Annotated in this window: 14 protein-coding genes and 6 pseudogenes; 9 read left to right on the top strand and 11 right to left on the bottom strand. The window is 60.1% G+C overall.

Annotated elements, in window-relative coordinates; translation table 11 throughout:
* Positions 1 to 7: 7 nt before the first annotated feature.
* Together ACNJYB_RS38320 and ACNJYB_RS38315 are read right to left on the bottom strand one after the other, a co-directional pair.
* Positions 8 to 109 carry a phosphatase PAP2 family protein gene (locus tag ACNJYB_RS38320; protein ID WP_082821898.1) on the bottom strand — a complete coding sequence of 34 codons (102 nt, stop codon included), beginning with the start codon at positions 107 to 109 and terminating at the stop codon, positions 8 to 10.
* A gap of 537 nt (positions 110 to 646) precedes the next feature.
* A pseudogene (locus ACNJYB_RS38315) lies at positions 647 to 1459 on the bottom strand (IS630 family transposase); the annotation flags it as partial.
* A 664-nt stretch (positions 1460 to 2123) separates the two neighbouring features.
* On the opposite strand from ACNJYB_RS38315, the pseudogene ACNJYB_RS38310 reads away from it, so the two are divergent.
* Positions 2124 to 2480 (top strand): annotated as a pseudogene (locus ACNJYB_RS38310) (sigma factor-like helix-turn-helix DNA-binding protein); the annotation flags it as partial.
* A 21-nt stretch (positions 2481 to 2501) separates the two neighbouring features.
* Here the strand turns inward: ACNJYB_RS38310 and ACNJYB_RS38305 are convergent.
* The gene (locus ACNJYB_RS38305) at positions 2502 to 2738 is read right to left on the bottom strand and encodes a GNAT family N-acetyltransferase (protein ID WP_439375751.1); all 237 of its coding nucleotides are present in this window, start codon (positions 2736 to 2738) and stop codon (positions 2502 to 2504) included.
* 288 nt (positions 2739 to 3026) lie between these two features.
* Complete coding sequence (locus ACNJYB_RS38300; RefSeq protein WP_439371740.1) at positions 3027 to 3215, bottom strand: hypothetical protein; 189 nt, start codon at positions 3213 to 3215, stop codon at positions 3027 to 3029.
* A 1103-nt stretch (positions 3216 to 4318) separates the two neighbouring features.
* On the opposite strand from ACNJYB_RS38300, the gene ACNJYB_RS38295 reads away from it, so the two are divergent.
* On the top strand, positions 4319 to 4504 hold the full coding sequence (locus ACNJYB_RS38295) for a hypothetical protein (protein WP_439371739.1): 186 nt from the start codon (positions 4319 to 4321) through the stop codon (positions 4502 to 4504).
* 25 nt (positions 4505 to 4529) lie between these two features.
* On the opposite strand, the gene ACNJYB_RS38290 is transcribed toward ACNJYB_RS38295, so the two are convergent.
* The 5 genes from ACNJYB_RS38290 to ACNJYB_RS38270 all read right to left on the bottom strand — a co-directional run bounded on the left by ACNJYB_RS38290 (position 4530) and on the right by ACNJYB_RS38270 (position 11872).
* Positions 4530 to 5707 (bottom strand): IS3 family transposase gene (locus ACNJYB_RS38290; RefSeq protein ID WP_439368046.1). Its coding sequence is split into 2 segments (ribosomal slippage): positions 4530 to 5410 and positions 5410 to 5707, totalling 1179 coding nucleotides; the frame shifts between segments, so codons are not numbered across the junction.
* Positions 5708 to 6593: 886 nt separating this feature from the next.
* The gene (locus tag ACNJYB_RS38285; RefSeq protein ID WP_439371738.1) at positions 6594 to 6860 is read right to left on the bottom strand and encodes a hypothetical protein; all 267 of its coding nucleotides are present in this window, start codon (positions 6858 to 6860) and stop codon (positions 6594 to 6596) included.
* Between the two features lie 761 nt (positions 6861 to 7621).
* Positions 7622 to 8821, bottom strand: a complete 1200-nt coding sequence (locus ACNJYB_RS38280) for an IS256 family transposase (protein WP_439371737.1) — start codon at positions 8819 to 8821, stop codon at positions 7622 to 7624.
* A 713-nt stretch (positions 8822 to 9534) separates the two neighbouring features.
* Complete coding sequence (locus tag ACNJYB_RS38275) at positions 9535 to 10803, bottom strand: IS256 family transposase (RefSeq protein WP_439370872.1); 1269 nt, start codon at positions 10801 to 10803, stop codon at positions 9535 to 9537.
* Positions 10804 to 11671: 868 nt separating this feature from the next.
* On the bottom strand, positions 11672 to 11872 hold the full coding sequence (locus tag ACNJYB_RS38270; RefSeq protein WP_439371736.1) for a hypothetical protein: 201 nt from the start codon (positions 11870 to 11872) through the stop codon (positions 11672 to 11674).
* A 281-nt stretch (positions 11873 to 12153) separates the two neighbouring features.
* Here ACNJYB_RS38270 and ACNJYB_RS38265 point away from each other — a divergent pair, with 281 nt between their 5' ends.
* The 5 genes and pseudogenes from ACNJYB_RS38265 to ACNJYB_RS38245 all read left to right on the top strand — a co-directional run bounded on the left by ACNJYB_RS38265 (position 12154) and on the right by ACNJYB_RS38245 (position 16649).
* On the top strand, positions 12154 to 12363 hold the full coding sequence (locus tag ACNJYB_RS38265) for a hypothetical protein (RefSeq protein ID WP_439371735.1): 210 nt from the start codon (positions 12154 to 12156) through the stop codon (positions 12361 to 12363).
* 219 nt (positions 12364 to 12582) lie between these two features.
* The gene (locus tag ACNJYB_RS38260) at positions 12583 to 12885 is read left to right on the top strand and encodes a hypothetical protein (RefSeq protein ID WP_439371734.1); all 303 of its coding nucleotides are present in this window, start codon (positions 12583 to 12585) and stop codon (positions 12883 to 12885) included.
* A 590-nt stretch (positions 12886 to 13475) separates the two neighbouring features.
* Positions 13476 to 13706: pseudogene (locus tag ACNJYB_RS38255) on the top strand (IS481 family transposase); the annotation flags it as partial.
* A 136-nt stretch (positions 13707 to 13842) separates the two neighbouring features.
* On the top strand, positions 13843 to 15585 hold the full coding sequence (locus tag ACNJYB_RS38250) for a ribonucleoside-diphosphate reductase subunit alpha (protein WP_439371733.1): 1743 nt from the start codon (positions 13843 to 13845) through the stop codon (positions 15583 to 15585).
* Positions 15576 to 16649, top strand: coding sequence for a ribonucleotide-diphosphate reductase subunit beta (locus ACNJYB_RS38245; RefSeq protein WP_439371704.1), 1074 nt, complete (start codon positions 15576 to 15578; stop codon positions 16647 to 16649). Before ACNJYB_RS38250 ends, ACNJYB_RS38245 begins: the two co-directional genes overlap by 10 nt.
* Positions 16650 to 17673: 1024 nt before the next feature.
* On the opposite strand, the pseudogene ACNJYB_RS38240 reads toward ACNJYB_RS38245, so the two are convergent.
* A pseudogene (locus tag ACNJYB_RS38240) lies at positions 17674 to 17931 on the bottom strand (transposase domain-containing protein); the annotation flags it as partial.
* Positions 17932 to 18183: 252 nt separating this feature from the next.
* Between ACNJYB_RS38240 and ACNJYB_RS38235 the strand changes: the two are divergent.
* Positions 18184 to 19372: pseudogene (locus tag ACNJYB_RS38235) on the top strand (IS110 family transposase).
* Here the strand turns inward: ACNJYB_RS38235 and tnpC are convergent.
* Positions 19343 to 20147, bottom strand: a pseudogene (tnpC, locus tag ACNJYB_RS38230) (IS66 family transposase); the annotation flags it as partial. The pseudogenes ACNJYB_RS38235 and tnpC overlap by 30 nt on opposite strands.
* A gap of 119 nt (positions 20148 to 20266) precedes the next feature.
* Between tnpC and ACNJYB_RS38225 the strand changes: the two are divergent.
* On the top strand, positions 20267 to 20608 hold the full coding sequence (locus ACNJYB_RS38225; protein WP_439371732.1) for a transposase: 342 nt from the start codon (positions 20267 to 20269) through the stop codon (positions 20606 to 20608).
* Positions 20609 to 20611: the final 3 nt, after the last annotated feature.

Here is a 20611-nt window from a genome sequence, read left to right as displayed (position 1 = left end):
GGTCGCGTTAGATTTTCGAGATCGGATACGCGACAAGTATTGCCAGAGCAGATCCGGCCAGCACGTCACTCGGGTAGTGGTGGGCCACCGCAATGCGGGCCCACGCCATCAATGTCCAAACGCAGACCAGCCCCAGAATAGCCGAAACGCTCGCCACGGGCAGCGTGATCAGGACTCGCAGTGAGTGTCATCGCATGACCGCTCGGGCAGGAATATTCATCGAGCGTCGGTAATAGAGGCTGAAGTTCGGGAAAGATCCGGAACGGCCGTGGACGCGAAAGCCGGGTCTTAAGCGGCCGATAGATCGAATGCAGTATGGCGACGCTGGCTGACGACCTCCAAATGAGGCCGACCGCCTCCGTGCCCAAGGCAATGACAATCGCGATTGCGATGCCGGCGTAGATCCAGCCGTTTCCTAGCCAACTGGCAGCCACCGCCAGCCGCTTGAGCGCGGGCTATCGCACAGAGCCGACACAGAGGTGAACGAAGCCGACATCGGCGCGCACCAGTGTCGAGATACAGAACAGCCTCATTTCCGTTGCTGTGCGCATCGGGTATTCCGCATAAGGATATTCAGCGCTCTTCTCCGCTAGGATAGCCTACCACCTTGAGCTGTATCCTTCCACTAGTGGCTCCGCAACAGTGATTATGACTCTTTGGAAGTAGCGGGATAGGCGCGGCCCATTTTGGTGCGGGCCTTGTCTGTCGTGAACATCCATTTGATACGAGAGCGGGCCGTATTTCGCTTCCGTTGCCGAGCGGCGATTTCGCGGCGCAACCGCTTGGGGCGTCGATTCTGCGATCTAGGCACTGGCCCCGCAGGACGCCGATCTCGATCTCGCCATGTTGAGCCAGCTTGCGTGCTTGGGCGTGTAGTGGAACTCGAGCCGTCAGAAAATCCGGCTGGCTTCAGCGGGCGGGAAGGCCTGATACAGGGCGCCGGCGGAGTGGGTCGATAAATTATCCTGGACGACTCGGATGATCTCGGCGTCGGGATAATGGATGTCGACGAGGTCGCGCATGCAGGAGGCATAGTCTTCAGCCGCGCGCCGCTCGGTGACTTTGACTTTGAGCCAGGGACGATGCACGTCGAGGAACACGAAGAGATTGACCGTGCCGTTGCGACGGTACTCGTAACCGTAGCGTTCGAGCCGGCCGGGCTCGGCCGGAATCGGTTGACGTCCCCGCCGATGAGCTACACCGGGCTTTCGTCGAAGCACGCCACCGGGCGCTTGGGATCTGGCACCTCGGCGTAGAGGTCGAAAACGTCCTCCATACGGGCGACGTATTCTCCGTCGATCTGCGGAATGCACCACATGTCCGTGCGCCAGGGCTTGAGGCCATTTTCGGCCACACGCCGCCGCACCGTTTCATGCGACAGGCTCTTGTGTTCGGTGAGCTTGACCATCGCACCTGCCAGCAGCTCAAGCGAAGCAAATTGTCTCGATGATGCAGAAGGAAGGATATACCAAGTTCGACTTACATCGAAACTCGGAGCTGTGGCGCTCTCTCGATGCAAAGAACCCGTCAAAGGGATTTGGCGTGGAAATACTCGGCGGGGTTTGGTGCTGGTACGAAACATGGGTTAGCAAAGTTCGGCAGCACTGTGAGGAGAAGGGGGCACTGTATGGCAAAGGCGCTCCAAATGCTTGATGTCAAAACCCGAACTGTTGAGGGGCTTCTGGCTTTAACTTCGATCAGGGGGTGGGCCCGGTATCAGCAGAGCGGATTGCATCGAAAGCCCCTCTATTGCGAGACTTGGGTGTTTAGTCCCAGACTTTGATGGGGCATCCTTTGTCGCACGATTCGAAGGAAGCGCTATGGGACAGATTTTACACGGCTGCGCCACCACGACGGTCGGGAGACGGTCGTCCCGACGCAAGCCGGATAATTGTGGGCTGCGCTGCGGCGAAGTGAATCAGGGGCATCGAGCTCGTCGTCAGGCAGGCGCGAATATGTGCGTGTTTCGGCAATTTCCGGACAGCAATTTCGGTAATTTGCGGACAGCGATTTCAGTAATTGCGGGCCAGGGATTCCGCTAAATCGCGGACAGTTGCGGGAAATTGGTTTTCGGGAGCGCCGTTCAGGCAATGTTCTCTCTCAAGATGAGTTTGAGAGGGGCAATGCCGAGACGGAAGCAAGCGAAACGAATCACAGTGAAGGACCTACGATCAATCCTGAGGCTGACGTACGAGCAGGACCTGTCGGTTCGGGAGATCTCGGAACGGCTGCAGATCAGCAAGAGTTCGGTTGCCACCTACCTGCTGCGAGCGCGTGAAGCGGGTTTGAGCTGGCCGCTGCCGCCGATTTACGAGAGCCAGGCGGCCTTGCAGCGAGCCTTGTTCCGGCGGGTCGGGCGGCCGCCGCAGGACTTGAGCGAGCCTGAGTGGCCACGGGTGGCGCATCCCGACGGCTATGGTTACACGTGGTTCTGCGAGAAGTTTGAGGCCTATCGGCGCCGGGCGAACCCGACCTTCCGTCTCTGCGGCGTCGATAGCTCTCTACACCTTAAACAGATCGAGGAAAAGCAAAGGGCAATCCAAGTTGCGATTCTCCGCCGTGTCCAACAACGTGAACCCGCACCTTTTCGAATAGAATGCCACTGCCGTTCGCGCGGAGTCGACGACAACAAATCGGCACCCTACGAAGCGACAAATTTGAGTTCGGACGATGCCGAGCGCGAAGTCAACCAGCGCCTCGCCAATCCCTTTGCCGCGAAGTCGTCTATCTGTTGCCAGCCGCGCAATCTTTACGGCCGGATAATGGTCGTATCGATATTCGACGCCGCCACCTAGTCCCGGGTCATCAAGTTATCTGACCACAACCACGGTAATGTATGCCACCAGTCGATTTGGGGCGTCTGGCAAAAATGCGCCGTACGTCCGGGCTAACCCCTGACTGTGGTAGACTCGGGCGTGTTTGCGGATAAAAGTTTCAGAGGCTTGAAAGCAACGTCGCCAAGAGCAAGAGAAAGCCCGGTGAAACTGTCACCGGGCTCGATCTGACGAATTTCTATGTCTGCAATCTCAGCCTTGTTGCTTCCTGAGTTTGACAGTCACTTTCCCCTTGTCTTTAAACGACTGGACCATTTGCGTACCACGCAGCACGCTCGCCTGCGCCGCTTGCTTCGGCTTGCCGAAGGCAACTTGGTTACGGAACTTTTTCGCATCATCGTCCATCAAGGTGACACGCCCAAATGCGTTAGATTTTATCAACAGCGGCCTCCTTTCTTTGAAATGGTGGGGTTGTCGTCTGATAGACTTTAGCGGCCCGCACGCCCAGGAGAAAATTTCTCTGATAGGGTACGGCTAAGTATCTGAACTCCTTAGATGGGGCAATTATAACGGGGGACAACACACAGGACAAAAAAGGGTTTCGCGGCTACGGCTCGCGCCGCGTTCGTATGCAGCAGCGCTCGCTAGGCAGACCCCGCGCGCATTTAATTCTTGTAATGTCGTTAATTTGCAACGCATTCCCCGCTGACCTTCCCTAGCAACCTTCAATCCTTCCCTCTAGAAACGCACGTATGCGCGCAGCGATCTTCCGTGCCTCCTCAGGCCCGGGGTCGAGTTTCACGCAATCGAGGATGCCTAAGATTTCCTGAGCGTCCTCAGCATCAAATGTCGCGACTTGGCGGTCTGCCAGGCTCAAAGACCGATCGGCCGCCCGGGCCTGATTGGCTGCAAGCACCGCAAGCGCCTGGGAGCGTAGGGACGTGATGTATCGCTCGAATATGTGCATCCGTTGGCCTGTAGCTACCCTGGGGTAGGCTTCGCAAGCGATGGTGGCTAGCCCGTGCCGTGCAGACGGGCTAGCCACATTTGCTCCCGAGAGGCTCAAACTCTCAAGGGGGCTACCAATTTGTATCCTGAGAAGAATTGGAGAGCACCTACCAGCACCAGTGGGTTGCCGCGCCACCGCGTGCCTGTCAAATTAAAATGCTCGGCCTGCAACCCGTCGAAGCTGGCTCCGCTCATAGGAGTAACGCCGTGCCTAGGACCGAAATTGTAGCGGCTCCAAGCATTCACGGACTACGTCCGTAGGCCAAGCCATACACCGGCAGAAGACACCCACGGGGCACAGCGAACTGAAGAACAGCTGGCCGATTGGCCAGCCCGGGTTGAAGTTATCTGCTCAAAAATGGACGCGCTGGCGGAGTGTCCTCTTTCGACCTTATCCGAATTCGAGGCGCTCAGACGCGAGATGGGGACAGATTTTCCTTCAACGCCGCCCGCTTTACTCAACCGTGTAGCGGACGCATTTTTCCGCTGCGGGTCCTCCCGGCGTATGCCCGACCCTTAATCATCGACGCAGCCGGATGATGCCTACATTCTCGCTGCACAAGATCTACGAAACTATACGCGACCTCGAAGAAAAAGTTGCTCACGGTGCAGAACTCAGCCGCGAGGAGCTTGCGAGCAGCATTCTGCGGATTACGAAGCGCCTTCGAGATGGACTCGAAGTGGCGCTCAAGGAAATCGATGGCCTAAAGGATCACACCTGATCCTCCACCGAAAAAATGGACAGGGTTAAGCTGCTTTTAGCTCCATCTCGATCGGGCTGATAAAGCCGATGGCGGAGTGACGGCGAACTCGATTGTAGAAGCCCTCGATATAGGCAAAGAGATCCCGTGTGGCTTCTGCCCGCGTTTCATAGTGCCGGTGGTGAACGAGCTCCGTCTTGAGCGTGTGAAAGAAGCTCTCCATCGGGGCATTGTCATAGCAGTCGCCCTTGCGGCTCATCGAGGCTCTGAGGCCGGTGGCTTGCATCAGCTTGCGATAATCCGCCGAGGCATATTGAACGCCGCGATCGGAATGGTGGATCAGGCCGGCATTTGGCCGCTGCGCCGCGATTGCCATCCGCAACGCCGCCAGAGGCAGCTCGGCGCGCAAATGATCCGCCATCGCCCAGCCGACGATCTTGCGGCTGTAGAGGTCCATGACCGTGGCCAGATAGAGCCAGCCCTGATCAGTCTGGACATAGGTGATGTCGGCGAGCCAGATGCGGTTCGGCGCGGCGGCGACGAAGTTGCGCTCGAGCAAGTTCGCCGCGATCGGGAAATCGTGACGGCTGTCGGTGGTGCGCACCCGTCGCGGCCTCGCCATGATGGCTCTGATACCGTGACGACGCATCAACCGCTCGATGCGACCACGGCTCGCTCCACGGCCTTGGGCTCTCAGCTCGGCATGGATGCGCGGGCTGCCGTAGCGGCCGTTTGTGTCGCGATGAACCCGCTTGATGTCGTCGACGAGCTCACGGTTGGCAATGGCCTGCTGGCTCTCAGGGCGCGCTCGCCAGGCGTAATATCCAGCAGGCGAGACGCCAAGCACGTCGCACATGATCGTCACTGGATAGTCGGCGCGGCGATCTTCGATGAAGCGAAATCTCATTTCTGAACTCCAGCAAAGATCGCAATGGACTTTTTTAAAATATCGCGCTCCATGCGCAGCCGGTCGTTCTCGCGCTGCAGACGAGCGATCTCCGCCGCGTGGTCCGCCGACGGCAGCGTCGCCTGCGTTGCGGGGCGCCGCGCCGCCGCCGTCGGCTCCAGCCGGGCCCCTCGCTGCTCCACCCACCGCCGTAGCACGGAATCACGCAAGCCAAGTTCCTTGGCAACCGAGCCGATCGAGCGACCGCTAGACGCTACGAGATCAACCGCTTGCCGCTTGTAGTCATCGGTAAACGAGCGACGTTGACGTCCTTCCATCCGACACCTCCTGGCTCTTCGAGCCTACTACGGGTGTCCATCAATTCGGAGGAGGTTCACACCGGTCCGGGGTCCACAGGCCGCTCAAGAAGGTGGTAGCCGCGCGACTAAAAAAGCGGGACCGTTAGCGGCCACGCGACTCGGCGCCTTGAAAGTGGACCGATAAAGCGCTGTCCCTGCCACGTGCCGCTAACTTCACCCTTGTCAGCTTCAAGCGGCGGCAAGAAGCTGACAGGGATGCATCCTCCCCGGACGAATGCCCTGGAACAACTACCAAGACAGGGCGGTGACTTGCCGATCAGTCACGGGATCGCAGGCAATGCGGGCGAGACTCGGCGCTGTTCGGTTGCGTTCGATCAGACGCTGTCCCTGCCTCGCCCGCACTATTTACCATTGAAGCTAGCGGCACGTGACTCGGCGCCTGTCCCCCACGCCTGGACAGAGGAAGCGCTGTCCCTGCCACGCACCGCTAACTCGCCCCAACCAGCCAGCCTCAAAGCAGCGGAAAGAAGCTGACCGGGAGCATATCGCTCGCAGAACGAATAACCATTATAACGGGGCCTAAGCCGGTGAGCTGGAAGCAGTGCGGACGCGGCGCGGCGCCTGACGGCCTGGGGGGCATGACAGGGCACCATCCTTGCCGCATCCGCATTGCCGATGAGTTTAGCGAAAGCCGTGACTCGGCGCATGGTGGTCCTTCAGCTCATGCGTTGTCGCTGCCACGCCCCCGTTAAACTCAAACGATTCCGTATCGGGCCTAGCTTACTGAAAGCTGACGAGACTGCGCGGCAATTCAAAAACGAAAAGCGGCCCGTGTGGCCGCTTGCCGTCGAGAACAATTGAGAACGTTGAGGCCGCAGACAAAAGCCGTTCGGCCCGCTTACGATCAGCGGCGGGCGCCCGGGCGACGGGCCGGATTGGCGCTCAGCCAAGCCACTGCACGCTTATGGCTGAGCGCCGTTACGACTTCACGCCCTCCCGCCTTGTTCGGCTCTTCAACCGAGTAGAGCTTGCCGTCTGGCGTGCGCATCAGACGGGAATAGGGCTCAGGCCAATCGCCCTTTTGCGCGTTCCACTCAAGGTCGATGCGAGTGGCGACAACGATGTCGGTGTTGAAGGTCTTCGAGTTCGAGACGTTGCGGATGACTTCCATTTTAGTTCCCCTATGGGCTTCGAGTGAAACGCCGCAGAGACTGATGGAAGCCCCCGCTGGCGGCGGGAGGCTAGAAACCTGTAGAGGACAGGCGCGCTTATTCGTGCTGTTGCCAGCCTTATATCGCGGCCCTCCCGCCATAGCGAACGTCAACGGAAATCTGGGCACAAAAAAGCGCCGTTGACGTTCGGCGCTTCGGGCGCCTCTACAGGGGTTGTCACGCCCCACGCAATCTATCGATTGCGCAACCATACAGTGCACAACCGCGCCTTTTCTGTCAACACAGATCCGATCTAAGTCTCTGGTTTTGTTGGTGATTTGTAAGGTGACATTCCTTACGCAGACTGAACGACGTTGCGCCTCCCAGCGGTAAGGCGTTACGGCTGCGCTCCTTGATAAATCGATTTCTATGGGAAGCAGCGCGGATGCGACTCGGCGCCTTTATCGGCCAGGGGGCGGCCCCTAGATAAAGGCGCTGTCCCTGCCGCATCCGCACTTCCGGGAAGTTGGCGGCGAGCGTGACTCGGCGCATTCCAGTTGGAATGGAAAAAGGAAGGCGCTGTCCCTGTCACGTGCCGCAAATCCCGGCAGTGGGTTCTAGCAAGGCAGCCGCCAAGCAATCGCCTACCGGGATTGGTGGGCATGCCGAAACGATCCGAGCGTTGCGAATGGCGCGCTGATCTCCCCATATCTCGATCGTGTCCCCGAGCGTGGTGTAGCTGAGTGCGGGTCACCGCATTCGCCGGCATGGGCCGGATCGGTCAGGTGGCGATTGCCGGGAAGCTGACGGCGGGATCATCGCCCAACGGGGCGATGGTTTCCAGTGTCATGTAGCGGCCGCGCTGAACCGCCCACTCGTCGTTCTGTTCGAGCAGGATGGCGCCGATCAGGCGGGTAATGGCGTCCTCATTCGGGAAGATGCCGACCACTTCGGTTCGCCGCTTGATCTCGCCGTTGACGCGTTCGAGCGGATTGGTCGAGTGCCGCTTGGCGCGGTGCGCGGCCGGTAAGCTCATATAGGCGAGCACGTCGGTCTCGGCCTCGTCGAGGAAGCCGGCGAGCTTCGGCAGTTTAGGGCGGAGCTGGTCGGCGATGCGCCGCCACTGGGCCTTCGCTGCCTCCGCATCGTCCTGGGCAAAGGCGGTGGCAATGAAGGCGGAGACGACGCGCCGGCCGCTCTTGCCAGCATGCGCCAGCGCGTTGCGCATGAAGTGCACGCGGCAGCGCTGCCAGGTGGCGTTGAGAACCTTGCTGACCGTGGCCTTGATCCCCTCGTTGGCGTCGGAGACCACCAGCTTGACACCGCGAAGTCCGCGCCGCGCCAGCTTGCGCAGGAACGCGGTCCAGAACGTCTCGGCCTCGGAGGGGCCGATGTCCATACCGAGCACCTCGCGGCGGCCGTCGCTGTTGACCCCGACTGCGATGATCACTGCGACCGAGACGATGCGCCCGTTCTGGCGCACCTTCACGTAGGCGGCGTCGATCCACAGATAGGGCCAGTCACCCTCGATGGGGCGATTGAGGAAGGCCTTCACCTTGTCGTCGATCTCACCGCACAGCCGCGACACCTGGCTCTTGGAGATGCCGCTCATGCCCATCGCCTGCACCAGATCGTCGACCGAGCGGGTGGAGACGCCCTGCACATAAGCCTCCTGCACCACGGCGGTCAGCGCCTTCTCGGCCATCCGCCGCGGTTCGAGGAAGCCCGGGAAGTAGGAGCCTTTGCGCAGTTTGGGGATGCGCAGCTCGACCCTGCCGGCGCGCGTTTCCCAGCTCCGGTCGCGATAGCCGTTGCGCTGGACCTGCCGCTCCTGGCTCTTCTCGCCATACCCGGCCCCGGTCAGGCCTTCGACCTCCAGCTCCATCAACCGGTGGGCGGCAAAGCCGATCATCTCGCGCAACAGATCGGCGTCGGGGGTCTTCTCTACGAGCGTGCGCAGGTTCATCATGTCGTCGGTCATCGGTGGTTCCTCGAATCAGGTTGGCTGTCGCAATCCAAACCTTACCGACGAATCATCGGTGACCACCCGCAAAGCCGCTCGCTCGCTACGGCGCTATGTGGGGGCGCGCGTCGCGAGCGACTTTGCTAATCAGCTACACCACTCCTTGGGACAGGACCCATATCTCTGCTTCAGTTGCCGCAAGCGATGAAGGCCGAGCGCTCGCTCAAGCGCTCAAGTACTGGCTCACCGCAGCATTTCATCACAACCCGAATGGCGCGAGCCGGAATGTCCTGCCGTCGTGAAGCCGCCCCAGCAAGGAACGGCAACACGACCTCAGGCAACTCATCGGTCAGACGCAGGACGTTGATCGCATCGCCCCCACATCGCCTCAGCTTCGCGAGCGAGTGAGCAAGGACATCGGGACAATCAGTTTAGACAGGAGCAGTACGCGGCGCGAATTGTATTTTTGCTACGCCCATCACTCTACGCCCCTGCCGAGCCTTACGACCTTGACTTCAATATGCGCGACGCTGTCAGACTTAATGTCTGTCACCTCGAAGGTCTCGCCCGAGCGAATGAGCGTGATCCGGTAGCCTTGCAGCAACGGCCACGGCAAAGCCTTATGATCGAAACTGAAGATGGGAACGCTTGTACTTACGAGCGGGCCCAGAGAGTGGCCGCGCGCATGTACCTTATTGTCGAGCTATGCAGGATTTTGGGTGACGAGGCGATCAGGCGGCGTGGTTTGCCGGCATGTGGATGACCTCGATGCCGTCGTTGAATCTGACACCTGCGATGAGCTTCGGCAACTGATTTGTGCCTTTGAGCCGCCGCCACTTTTTTGATGCGGCGATAACCAGCTTGAACACCATCAGCCTGGCGGTCGTTGAGGACAGCGATCCTTTCGTTCGCACGGTTCTGTGTCGCACGGTCGCGAACACGCTTTCGATGGGGTTGGTCGTGCGCAAGTGATCCCAATGCTCGGCAGGAAAGTCGTAGAAGGCCAGCAGCGCGTCGCGGTCCTTTGCGAGGCATTCGACCGCCCGGCCGTACTTGGTGCGGTATTTCTCGGCGAAGACGTCGATCGCCACTTCGGCGGCCGCCCGGTTTGGCGCCCAATAGACTTCGCGCAGGTCCTTCTTCATGTTGGCCTGCACCGAGAGCGGGACCTTGTCCAGGACGTTGACGGTCTTGTGCACCCAGCAGCGCTGGTGCCGCGTGCCGGGAAACACCTCGTCAAGCGCCTTCCAGAAGCCGAGCGCGCCGTCACCAACGGCAATTTCCGGGGCGATTTGCAACCCGCGTTGCTTCACGTCGATCAGGAGCTCACGCCAGCTCTGCGCGCTCTCCCGGACACCGACCTGAAAGCCGATCAACTCCTTCTTGCCTTCCGGCGTCGCGCCGATCAGCACCAGCATGCACTCGCCGTGGTCTTCCATGCGTGCCTGCAGGAAGACGCCATCGGCCCACACATACACGTACCGCCGCGCCGAGAGATCGCGCTTCTGCCAACGCTCATACTCGCCCTGCCATTCGGCCGTCAGCCGGGAAATCACCGCCGGCGACAGGTTCGGCGCGTCCTTACCCAGCAGGGCCGTCAGCGCCTCCTGGAAATCGCCCGTCGAGATGCCACGCAGGTACAACACCGGCAACAGCGCATCCAGGCTCCTGGTCCGCCGCGCCCATAGTGGCAGAATCGCCGAGCTGAAGCGGATCCGCTCGCCATCGCCGGCTGCACCGCGGTCCCGGATCTTCGCCCGTGCGACCTCGACCGGTCCGATGCCGGTCGCAATCGTTCGAGCCGGGCCGTAACCATGCCGCACGACACGGGCGCGCCCGTCGGCAAGCTTCAAATCTTTCACCGTGGCAAGAAACGTCTCGACTTCGATCTCCACGGCCTGCGCCAGAAGCTGCCGAGCACCAGCTCGCAAAATATTGGTCAGTGGATCGTCGATCTCGTCGGGCTGACGAAGGGCAACAATATTGCTAGTCTCGTTCATGGCGTATCGCTCTCCTTGAGAGGTTCTGGCAGGCTCGACACCCGCCTCGATACGCCGCCTATCTCATTCCGTCATCACCCAGCTTCACGCATAGCTCCTTATTGTCCCCCGTCACCACGGTCTCAGGCTTGGCCATGAACACAGCGATAGCTCTGACAGCCCTGTCAGGCTGAGGGTCTCCGGGGAAGTTTGGCCTCCCCGGAGTGACGGGCATAACCACGACAGGTTCACCCATGTTATCGTCTATGGCCGCGCTGACCTTCTGCATGCCAGCGCGCCACGATTGTGGAAATAGCAACAGTTTTATGATCCTGTCGGCGGCGCTTGTAAGGACTTAACCGCGTTATCACCGGGCCCTTGCATTGACGTGCCGAGCTGGCCGTTTAGCTGAATGCGTGACGCCGCTTCGGCGCGAGCCACAGCGGCTTGCAAGTATGCGGACGGCTCGACGGTAACTGTGATGTTCTGATGCATCTCGGCCCAACCCTCCACGGTCCCATGCACTTCGGCCGACGTTGAGACCTTGCCGTCGCCCCAACCCTGCGAAGGTCGCGTTGATCCCGCAATGAAACGGATAGACTAACCGCTTCGTTCGAAGCGTCGAACGATCGAGAATTCGTCCAGATTGATGCCGTTGCGAACGCTACTGGCGCATATGTCGCTGATCACAACGCGAACGACCAGGCCGACGCGGCCGACTTGACCGAACCGCAGCCTCGCAGATCGCCCCCTCATCCGGTAGGTGGCCGCTGAACAGCGCTTACGTTCCAACCGCGTTCCGCAGCAAAGGCCCGACCTTCCTTGAGAAGGCGAGGCGCCAGGCCTGGGTATCGAGAACAGCAACGTCGCGCGTCGTCTGCTGTCCTTCCTAAACGCCGTCCGCGATGATGCCGATCCCGACGTCCTGCTGCTCGATGACGTCATCCATTTCATCGGCCAGAGAGGCGATCGTTTGACGAGGATCGTGATTGCATGCCTCACGGAGCACTTTACAACGGTTCGAGAAGTCGTCGAATCCCACCGAAAAGAATGGGTCGCCCTTGAAATACTTCTTCGACCGCTCCGGCAATTTCTGGTTTGAAACTCACCCTGGGCCTTTTGGCCTGTACGAGCTCAGATAGCCGCACGCGACATTAAAATAGAACGGCGCGAGCGCCGGCAGAAACGTTTCGTGTTTGAGGCCGACATGGTAACCTCATTCCGATATCGAGCGCGCAACCTTCCTGTGCAATGCGGCCGGTCAGGGCAGCGTATTGATCGCGAACCACTTGTCGGCGCTGAACAGAGCTTCGTGAAGCTGCGCTGTGCGAATTCCAGGACGCTCGACTTGGCGAGAGATTTCGTATCCTGGTGAAGCAGATTGGTGGAGACATCGGACAGAGCATTCCGATGGTTTGCCAAAACCGGGCGAATACAAGGCGGCCTATCGTTTTTCTTTCCAATGAACGAGCAAGCGAGGCCGACATCCTGTCTGGTCATTTTAAATCGACGCGGGAATGTATCGCGGCTGCGGAAGGGCTTGTTCTTGTCCTGCATGATACGACCGAATTCACCTATTAACGGGAGCGCCCGGATCTGATCGGGATGATTAAAAGCATCCCCAAAAGCATATATATCGCCGCAGCAAGGCCTGGAACATCTTCATAGCCTAGGCAACCCTCAATCCTGATAGGTGCGGCGCAGTTCGCCCTTGGCGATAGTGCCTCTTCTCGCAGACTCATTGCGCGATACCGCCACTCGTAATGGAGCAGAATCATGTCTAGACTTCAGGGGACGTATGTGAACGACAACATCGGAGCGAAGCTGGTAATTTCACAGGCAAACGATGCGACCGGCCAAATTACTTCTGCTTCGATCAGCTATAATGGACATAACTATCCTGCAACCGGCCACTACCACTTCAAGAACAGCACTGGCCCAACTACGGTAGCGGTTCTCACTGGCCTTGACGATGACACTGGCTATGTCGCCTTGTCCTTAACCGCTGAAAACCAGGAATTCAAACGGCTCAAGAGCTTCGGTGGGCTCGTTAATTTCAATGCCGAAACTATCGGCATCGGCGGCGCCTTCATTCGCCAATGACGCAGAATGTGGCTCCTGGTTTCACGCGGCCACACTCCACCGTTTTGCTTTGTAGGCAGGAGGCGCGGGTCTCTCTTCCATCTCGATGCCGGCGCACCTAGATTGCCCGGTTCGCCGGCATCATAGCAACCCATTCTTCAATGACTTGATCATTTCCTGATAGCGAAACCTCCGTAGGCTGGACGCGCGAGCAGGACGAGATCTTCTGGCATTTGGTAGGAAAGCAAACTCCAGAGAAATTCATCGCGGCAGCGCTCAACAAAACTTGTCAGGAACTTAGACGGCGCGGGTACGTGCTGGGTCTGCCGCCGAAATGGTTTAAATCCACAAAGCGAACGACCGATGATCTGGAGGGCGAGGAGGCCGGCAGGCCCTGTCTGGCGAGATTACCAATTGCCGACCGACCGATCGCCCCGATCCAGTTCTCGCGTGCCAAGGATGCAATGACCGTCGGGTCTTGTGTGATAGTCGCACTGGACTGGTTCAAAGTTGAAAGGGCGGCGCGGCCTCATCGTTGGTCTTGGCACCACTAGGTGTTTAGTCCCAGACTTTGATGGTGCATCCTTGTCGCACGATTCGAAGGAAGCGCTATGGGACAGATTTTACACGGCTGCGCCACCACGACGGAGGCAGTCCGTCGAGCAATACAAAATAGTCAAGAGAGCCTGAGAGGTCTCCCCAAGCGCTACGGAATCAACCAGAAGACTGTCGCGAAGTGGAAGCAGCGCGAGACTGTCACCGATCGTTCGACTGGCCCCAAGGAAGCCAAGTCAACTGTCCTTCTCATCGAGGCCGTGCCTTATAAGGTTCACACCGTCCTCACGGACAATGGCACTCACTTCACCGATCCGGCCGGCGACAGTTGGACCGCGGCTGACATCAAGAAGAAGATCGAGCGGAAGGAGTTCTTCTGGGCCAAAGCCGGCCGACCTCACGCTCGATCCGTCGCGCGACGACTTGTTGACGTCGTTCGGCAAGCTGACGCTGACCGACCGTTATCTGCTCGCCGGCGAAACTTACCAGGACATGTTCGGGCGGGTGTCTTGCGCTTTCGCGGACGATGTTGCGCATGCCCAACGTCTCTATGATGCGATGTCCCGGCTATGGTTCATGCCGGCCACACCGGTGCTCTCCAACGGCGGGACCACGCGCGGCCTGCCGATCTCCTGCTTCCTCAACTCGGTGGCGGACTCGCTCGAAGGCATCGTCGGTACCTGGAACGAGAACGTCTGGCTTGCTTCCAACGGCGGCGGCATCGGCACCTACTGGGGCAATGTTCGCTCGATCGGCGAGAAGGTGAAGGGCGGCGTCACTTCAGGCATCATCCCGTTCATCCACGTCATGGACGGCCTGACGCTGGCGATCAGCCAGGGCTCGTTGCGGCGCGGCTCGGCGGCGGTCTATCTCGATATCCACCATCCCGAGATCGAGGAGTTCCTCGAGATTCGCAAGGCGTCCGGCGACTTCAACCGAAAGAGCCTCAACCTGCATCACGGCGTCAACGTCACCGATGAGTTCATGCGTGCCGTGGGCGCCGGCACCGCATTCGCTCTACGGAGCCCGAAGACTAACGAGGTCGTCCGCCAGATCGATGCCCGCCAGCTGTGGCAACGCATCCTTGAGAACCGGCTCCAGACTGGCGAGCCTTATCTCTTGTTCATCGACACCGTAAACCGCGCGCTCCCCAAGCATCAGCGCGAGCTGGGCCTCAAGGTCTCGACTTCCAACCTGTGCAGCGAAATTACCCTGCCGACCGGCATCGATCATCGCGACGAGGAGCGCACCGCGGTCTGCTGTCTGTCGTCGCTCAACCTCGAGACCTGGGACCAGTGGAGTGAGGAGCCCACCTTCATCGAGGATGTCATGCGCTTCCTCGACAACGTGCTCAGCCACTTCATCACGGTGGCGCCGGACGGCATGAAGCGTGCCCGCTACGCTGCCCTGCGTGAGCGCTCCGTCGGCCTCGGCGTCATGGGCTTCCACTCTTTCCTGCAGGCCAAGGGCATTCCAATGGAAAGTGTCATGGCCAAGTCGTTCAATCTGAACATGTTCCGAAAAATCCGTCGCGACGCCGACGCGGCATCCGTGACGCTCGCGCGCGAGCGTGGTCCGTGCCCGGATGCCCTGGAACGCGGCGTGATGGCGCGTTTCAGCCATAAGATCGCGATCGCGCCGACCGCCTCGATCAGCATCATCTGCGGCGGCACCAGCGCCTGCGTCGAGCCAATCCCGGCCAACATCTACACCCATAAGACATTGTCCGGCGCCATCTCGGTGCGTAATCCGCATCTCGCCAAAGTGCTTGCGGCGAAGGGCGCCGACACTTCGGCGATGTGGCAGTCGATTATAGCACACGAAGGGTCGGTGGCCCGTCTCGACATCTTGTCGGAGCACGAGAAAGCGATCTTTCGCACCGCTTTCGAGATCGACCAGCGCTGGATCGTCGAGCTTGCCGCCGACCGCGCCCCGTTCATCTGCCAAAGCCAGTCGATCAACCTCTATCTCCCAGCCGATGTCGATAAATGGGACCTTCACATGCTGCACTGGACGGCATGGCAGTGCGGATTGAAAAGCCTCTACTACTGCCGCTCAAAGTCTATCTCGCGCGCGGCGTTCGCTGGCAAGATCGGCGACAGCGACAAGGTGGCGGCGCCGCAGCCACAGCGTACTGATTATGAGGAGTGCCTTGCATGTCAGTGATCGATCTTTCGGCCGTCGATCCGCGTACGCTGATCGGCAAGGGACGAGTGGGGCTGCTCGACGCGACCGGAACCTATGATGTCGATCGCTACGCCTGGGCTTACGAGTTCTGGAAGCGCCAGCAGCAGACCCATTGGATGGGCGAGGAGGTGCCGCTCGGCGCCGACCTCAAGGACTGGGCGTCGGACCGCGTCACCGCCAGCGAATGCGCGCTGCTCACCCAAATCTTTCGTTTCTTCACTCAGTCGGACATCGAGGTCGGGGACAACTATCTCAAGCGCTACATCCCGATCTTCCAGCCGCTCACTGTTCAGATGATGATGGCGGCCTTCAGCAACATGGAGACGGTTCATATCGACGCCTATGCGCTGCTGCTCAAGACGCTCGGCATGCCCAAGTCCGAGTTTGAGGCATTCCGCGGCTATGCCGAGATGCGCGCCAAGGCGGACTACATGCACGAGTTCGGCGTCGACAGCGTGGCCGATGTCGCTCGGACCTTGGCGATGTTCGGCGCCTTCACCGAAGGCATGGCGTTGTTCGCGAGCTTCGCCATGCTGCTCAACTTCCCGCGCCACAACAAGATGAACGGCATGGGACAGATCGTAAGCTGGTCAGTGCGCGACGAGAGTCTGCATTGTGAGGGTATCATCAAGCTGTTTCACGAATGGCACCGCGAAACCGGCGCGGTGACGCGCGCTGTCCGTGACGACATCGTCGACGTCGCCAAGACCATGGTGAAGCTGGAGGAGAACTTCGTCGATCTCGCCTTCGGCCTCGGCAAGATCGAGGGCATGCGAGCTGAGCAGATCCACGCCTACGTCCGCTATGTCGCCGACTGGCGACTGACCCAGCTGCGGATTGCCCCGGTCTTCGGCTTCTTCGAGGCCAAGGAGGGCGGATTCACCCAGCTCAAGGCGCATCCATTGCCGTGGCTTGTCGAGATTCTCAATGGTGTCGAGCACGCCAATTTCTTCGAGCAGCGCGCCACGGAGTACTCCAAGGCGGCAAGCCGCGGCAGCTGGGACGGCGAAAACGGGGTGTGGGCGGCTTTCGGCCGTATCTAGCCCATCTTTATTGATGAATGGCCTGTGGGTGGCTGCGAGGCGAGTGTGGTTTAACCCGCTGATGGGACGTCAGATTCGGTTGCTGAGACCAATTCTGCGCTGACATCATCGAGGCAACCACACCGGCCATGGTCGACGATACGATTCTGCCCTTCCTGTTTCCAGCCGTCAGGCGCAAGACGATCACAGCCGCCTTTGATGGTGGGCGGCTGTTTTCAGCGGCTATGATGTGGAGGGCTCTACGACCCGAATCCGCTCGAATGCGACAAGGGACCAGAGGACTTCTCGTTCCGTCGATTCATAGCACCCGAAGGATCATTGAAATCACTTGGCTGCGTCCAAAAGGCGCCATCAATGCGGGGCAGGGGCCCTTGCCGGCCCGGCTTAGATGCGTTCAGGCTAAGGCAGGAGGCTTGGAGATTTTGAGTGATGACGGTGCTGTCGATGAGCCGGGCTGAGATCGACCGGGTGCATGTGTTGCGGGATGTTGTGGCGGAACGGATTGCAGTGCGATGGCAGCGCAACTGCTTCCGGTCACATCGCGGCAGGCATTCCGGCTGCTGAAGGCCTATCGGATCGGAGGTCCTGCGGCACTGCTGTCGAAGAAGCGTGGCAAGCCGAGCAACCGAGCCTATCCGGCGGCGTCCCCACCATCGACCGCGCCTCCGGCGGGTCGAACATAGGGCGATCAGGCCAGCCTAGCTGTCCTCTCACCGATGACATTTCTAGTGAGCGGAACCTGCGACTTGTCTATCAGGCGCCGACACCGCGAATTTGGTGAGACCCTGCGCGAGACTGCCGAACTCGCCGTCGATCGTCGCGGACACTCCGCGGTGAGCTGCGTCATCCAACTACAACAGCGATTGTGAGAAACTTCACGATACAACCTCGGCCTGAGGCTTAGGTTAGGGTGCATCGAGTAGTGCTACGGATGTGCTGTACGCGTACGACGAAGACCGCCTGATTGACGTGCGCGCGCGAGAGCGACGAGCTATATGATGGCGTCGGGTGAAGGTCAGGCGGCTTACTGATCGTCGGAGTTGCCGGCTTGGCGCAGAAGCTTCCATTCCCAGGGCAGCAGTTCGTGTAGCCGTGATGTAGGAAGATCGGCGATACGGGCGAGGACATCGGCTAGCCAGGCCTTTGGATCGACGTCATTGAGACGACACGTCGTGATCATCGTCAGCATGATGGCGGCACGGTCGGCCCCGCGCTGGCCGGCGAAGGTCCAGTTGCGTCGTCCCAAGGCGATGCCTCTCAATGCGCGTTCGGCGCAATTGTTAAAGGGCATGATATTTTCAGCGCTCAAACCCGGTGGAGAGGACTGGTCGTCCGGATTAGTCTGTCGAAGCCGGGATAGGGGCGCTGGAGCACGAAACGGTGGCAGGCCGCCATGACCATGAGCTGTGAGCTCGCTTTGTTACTTGGCCGCCCCCTACGACTTGCCCGGCTGCGCTGCGAGCGCGGATCCGTAGATGTCGTGCAAGCTACTGGCTCCTGAGACAAAGGAGAACCAAGCATGCAAATCGTCGGCATGGACATCCACCGATCGTTCGCCCAGGTGGCGATCCTGGAGGACGGAACAATAATCCGACAGCTCCGCGTAGATCTCGTCCACGATCGGCTTGTCGCCTTTGCCAAGACACTCAGCCTCGAAGATGAGGTGGTCATCGAGGTGACGGGCAACAGCGCGGCGGTCGAACGTATTCTGCGCCCGCACGTCAAGCGCGTCGCGGTCGCCAATCCGAGGCTCGTTCGGGCGATTGCCTATGCGCGAGTCAAAACGGACAAGGTCGATGCTGGGACCCTGGCAAAGTTGCATGCTGCCGGCTTCTTGCCGGAGGTCTGGGTTGCTGACGAGGACACCTACAGCCGCCGGCGCCAGATGGCCGAGCGCACTGGCGTCTTGGCGCAGATCATCCGCATTAAAGGACGCATGAAGGCCATCCTGCATGCTAACCTGATCCCGCCCTACAAAGGCTATCTCTTCGGCAAGCGCGGACAGCATTGGCTGAACAGTCTGCCTCTTCCATCGGAGGAGCGTGCAATGCTCCGGCGTCTGATCGTGGAACTCGAACGCGTGACGAAGCAACTCGCGGAAAATCGACAAAGTCGTGGCCCAGCAGGCTCTGGACGATCCACGGGCTCTCAAGCTGATGACGATCCCCGGCGTGAGTTCGGTTGTCGAATCGAGTGTACTGGCCTCCATCGGCGACATCGCACGCTTCCCGTCGCCGGATAAGCTCAGCAGCTATTTCGGGTTGACACCGCGGGTTCGGCAGTCAGGCGAGCACCCGGCACGGCATGGCCGGATCTCGAAGCAGGGCAACCGTGACGCCCGCAAGATGCTGGTTGAGGCGGCGTGGTCAGCCAAGACGGCGCCGGGTCCGTTGCGAGCATTCTTCCACCGAACGCAGAAAAAGCACGGGGCCGGGGTCGCAGCCGTCGCGACGGCGCGCAAGCTCGCAGTCATGATCTGGCACGTCCTGACGACCGGGAAGGACTACGCTTACGCGCGGCCAACGTTCACAGCGATGAAACTCCGGAAGGTGGCTCTGAAGGCTGGGGCTCCCCGTGCCTACGGCAAGGCTGGCCCGGGCCGGGACTATTGGATCAAGGAAATCCGCGAACGGGAAGCTGGTTACGTCGCACGCGTCGAGCAGGCCTACGAACGCATGGTGGCTGCCTGGAAGGAAAAACCAAAAAAAGTTGCCACGAACTGAAGGTAATGACTTCTCAACACCATCCGTGGTCAGACAGATCCTGCCGTCGTCGAGGACGCGGGCGAAGCCCTCCCAGCGCCTGAGCATGTAGTTGATAGGTTTCAGGACCTCGGACGAGCGCGAGAGGGTTTCGCGCTCGCGCAGCAGCCAGGCGTGCATGTCGTCGAGAAGCGGCTTGCTCTGTTCCTGGCGGAGGGCGCGCCGGTCGTCAGCGTCACAGCCGTTGATGGCGCGCTCGATCTCGAACAACGTGTCCAGCCGCCTGACCGCCTCCAGTGCGATCGGGGAGACCGGTTTGCCCTTCTTGCCTTCCCGAGCATTTTTCTCGATGTCAGCCAGCTCGAAGAAGCCTCGCCGGGCATGGGCAAAGCAATACGCCGGCGTAATTGGCAGTGTCTTCTTCTGGGGGTCGAACAGCGGCTCGAAGCCGTGGTAGCAATCAGCTTGCAGGATGCCGGCGAAGACCGCCAGATGCTTCTGGGGATGCTCGCCTCGTCGGTCGCTTGAGGCGTAATAGACCGCCGCCGGCGGCGCAGGCCCGGCGAACGGCCGGTCATCCCGCACATAGGTCCAGATCCGGCCGGTCGTGCACTTGCCCTTGGCCAGGATGCGGATGGTGGTGTCGTCGCCATGAAGGCGCTCGGCCGCAAGCACATGACGCTCGATCATGGAAGAGCGACATGACGGCAAAGGTCCCGTGGCCGATCTGGTCGGCCAGCGTCGATAGCGGCAAATCGATCCTCTCGGCCTTAAAGCGTACGCTCTGGCGGTTGAGCGTAAGCGGCAAAGAGACCCCGTCTGGCGGAGTGGGGAGCGATCGGCTATCGGCTGCGAGTCTGTGAGCCGATGTGAGCTTCTATGTCTGCGCCTAGTTCTGAAACTAGAACCTTCCATATGATCGAAGCGGTCGCCGAGCGTCTTGAGGGGGCTCCGCGACAACTTCGCCGACGCTGGTCGGATGAGTTCAAAGCACAAGTGGTGGCAGAGGCGCTGGAGCCCGGCGCGAGTGTATCGGGGATCGCCCATCGGATCGGCATTCACCCGTCGCAGCTCTTCGCGTGGCGTCGCGATGCTCGGGCCGAACGAACTTACCCCTCGCAGTCTTCGAGCCGCGAAGCCGCGATGGCGTGCATGTCAGTGATCGAGATTGCCATTGGCGAGGTGGTCGTGCGCGCCGGCGTGGACGTCGACGAGGCGCATTTGCAGCGGGTGATCCGGGCGGTCCGTTCGGCATGATCC

Origin of the sequence: Bradyrhizobium sp. SMVTL-02 (assembly GCF_051853005.1) — a bacterium.
Classification (GTDB): Bacteria; Pseudomonadota; Alphaproteobacteria; order Rhizobiales; family Xanthobacteraceae; genus Bradyrhizobium.
The sequence above is the reverse complement of the archived record's forward strand: the minus strand, read 5'-3'. Positions and strand labels throughout refer to the sequence as shown.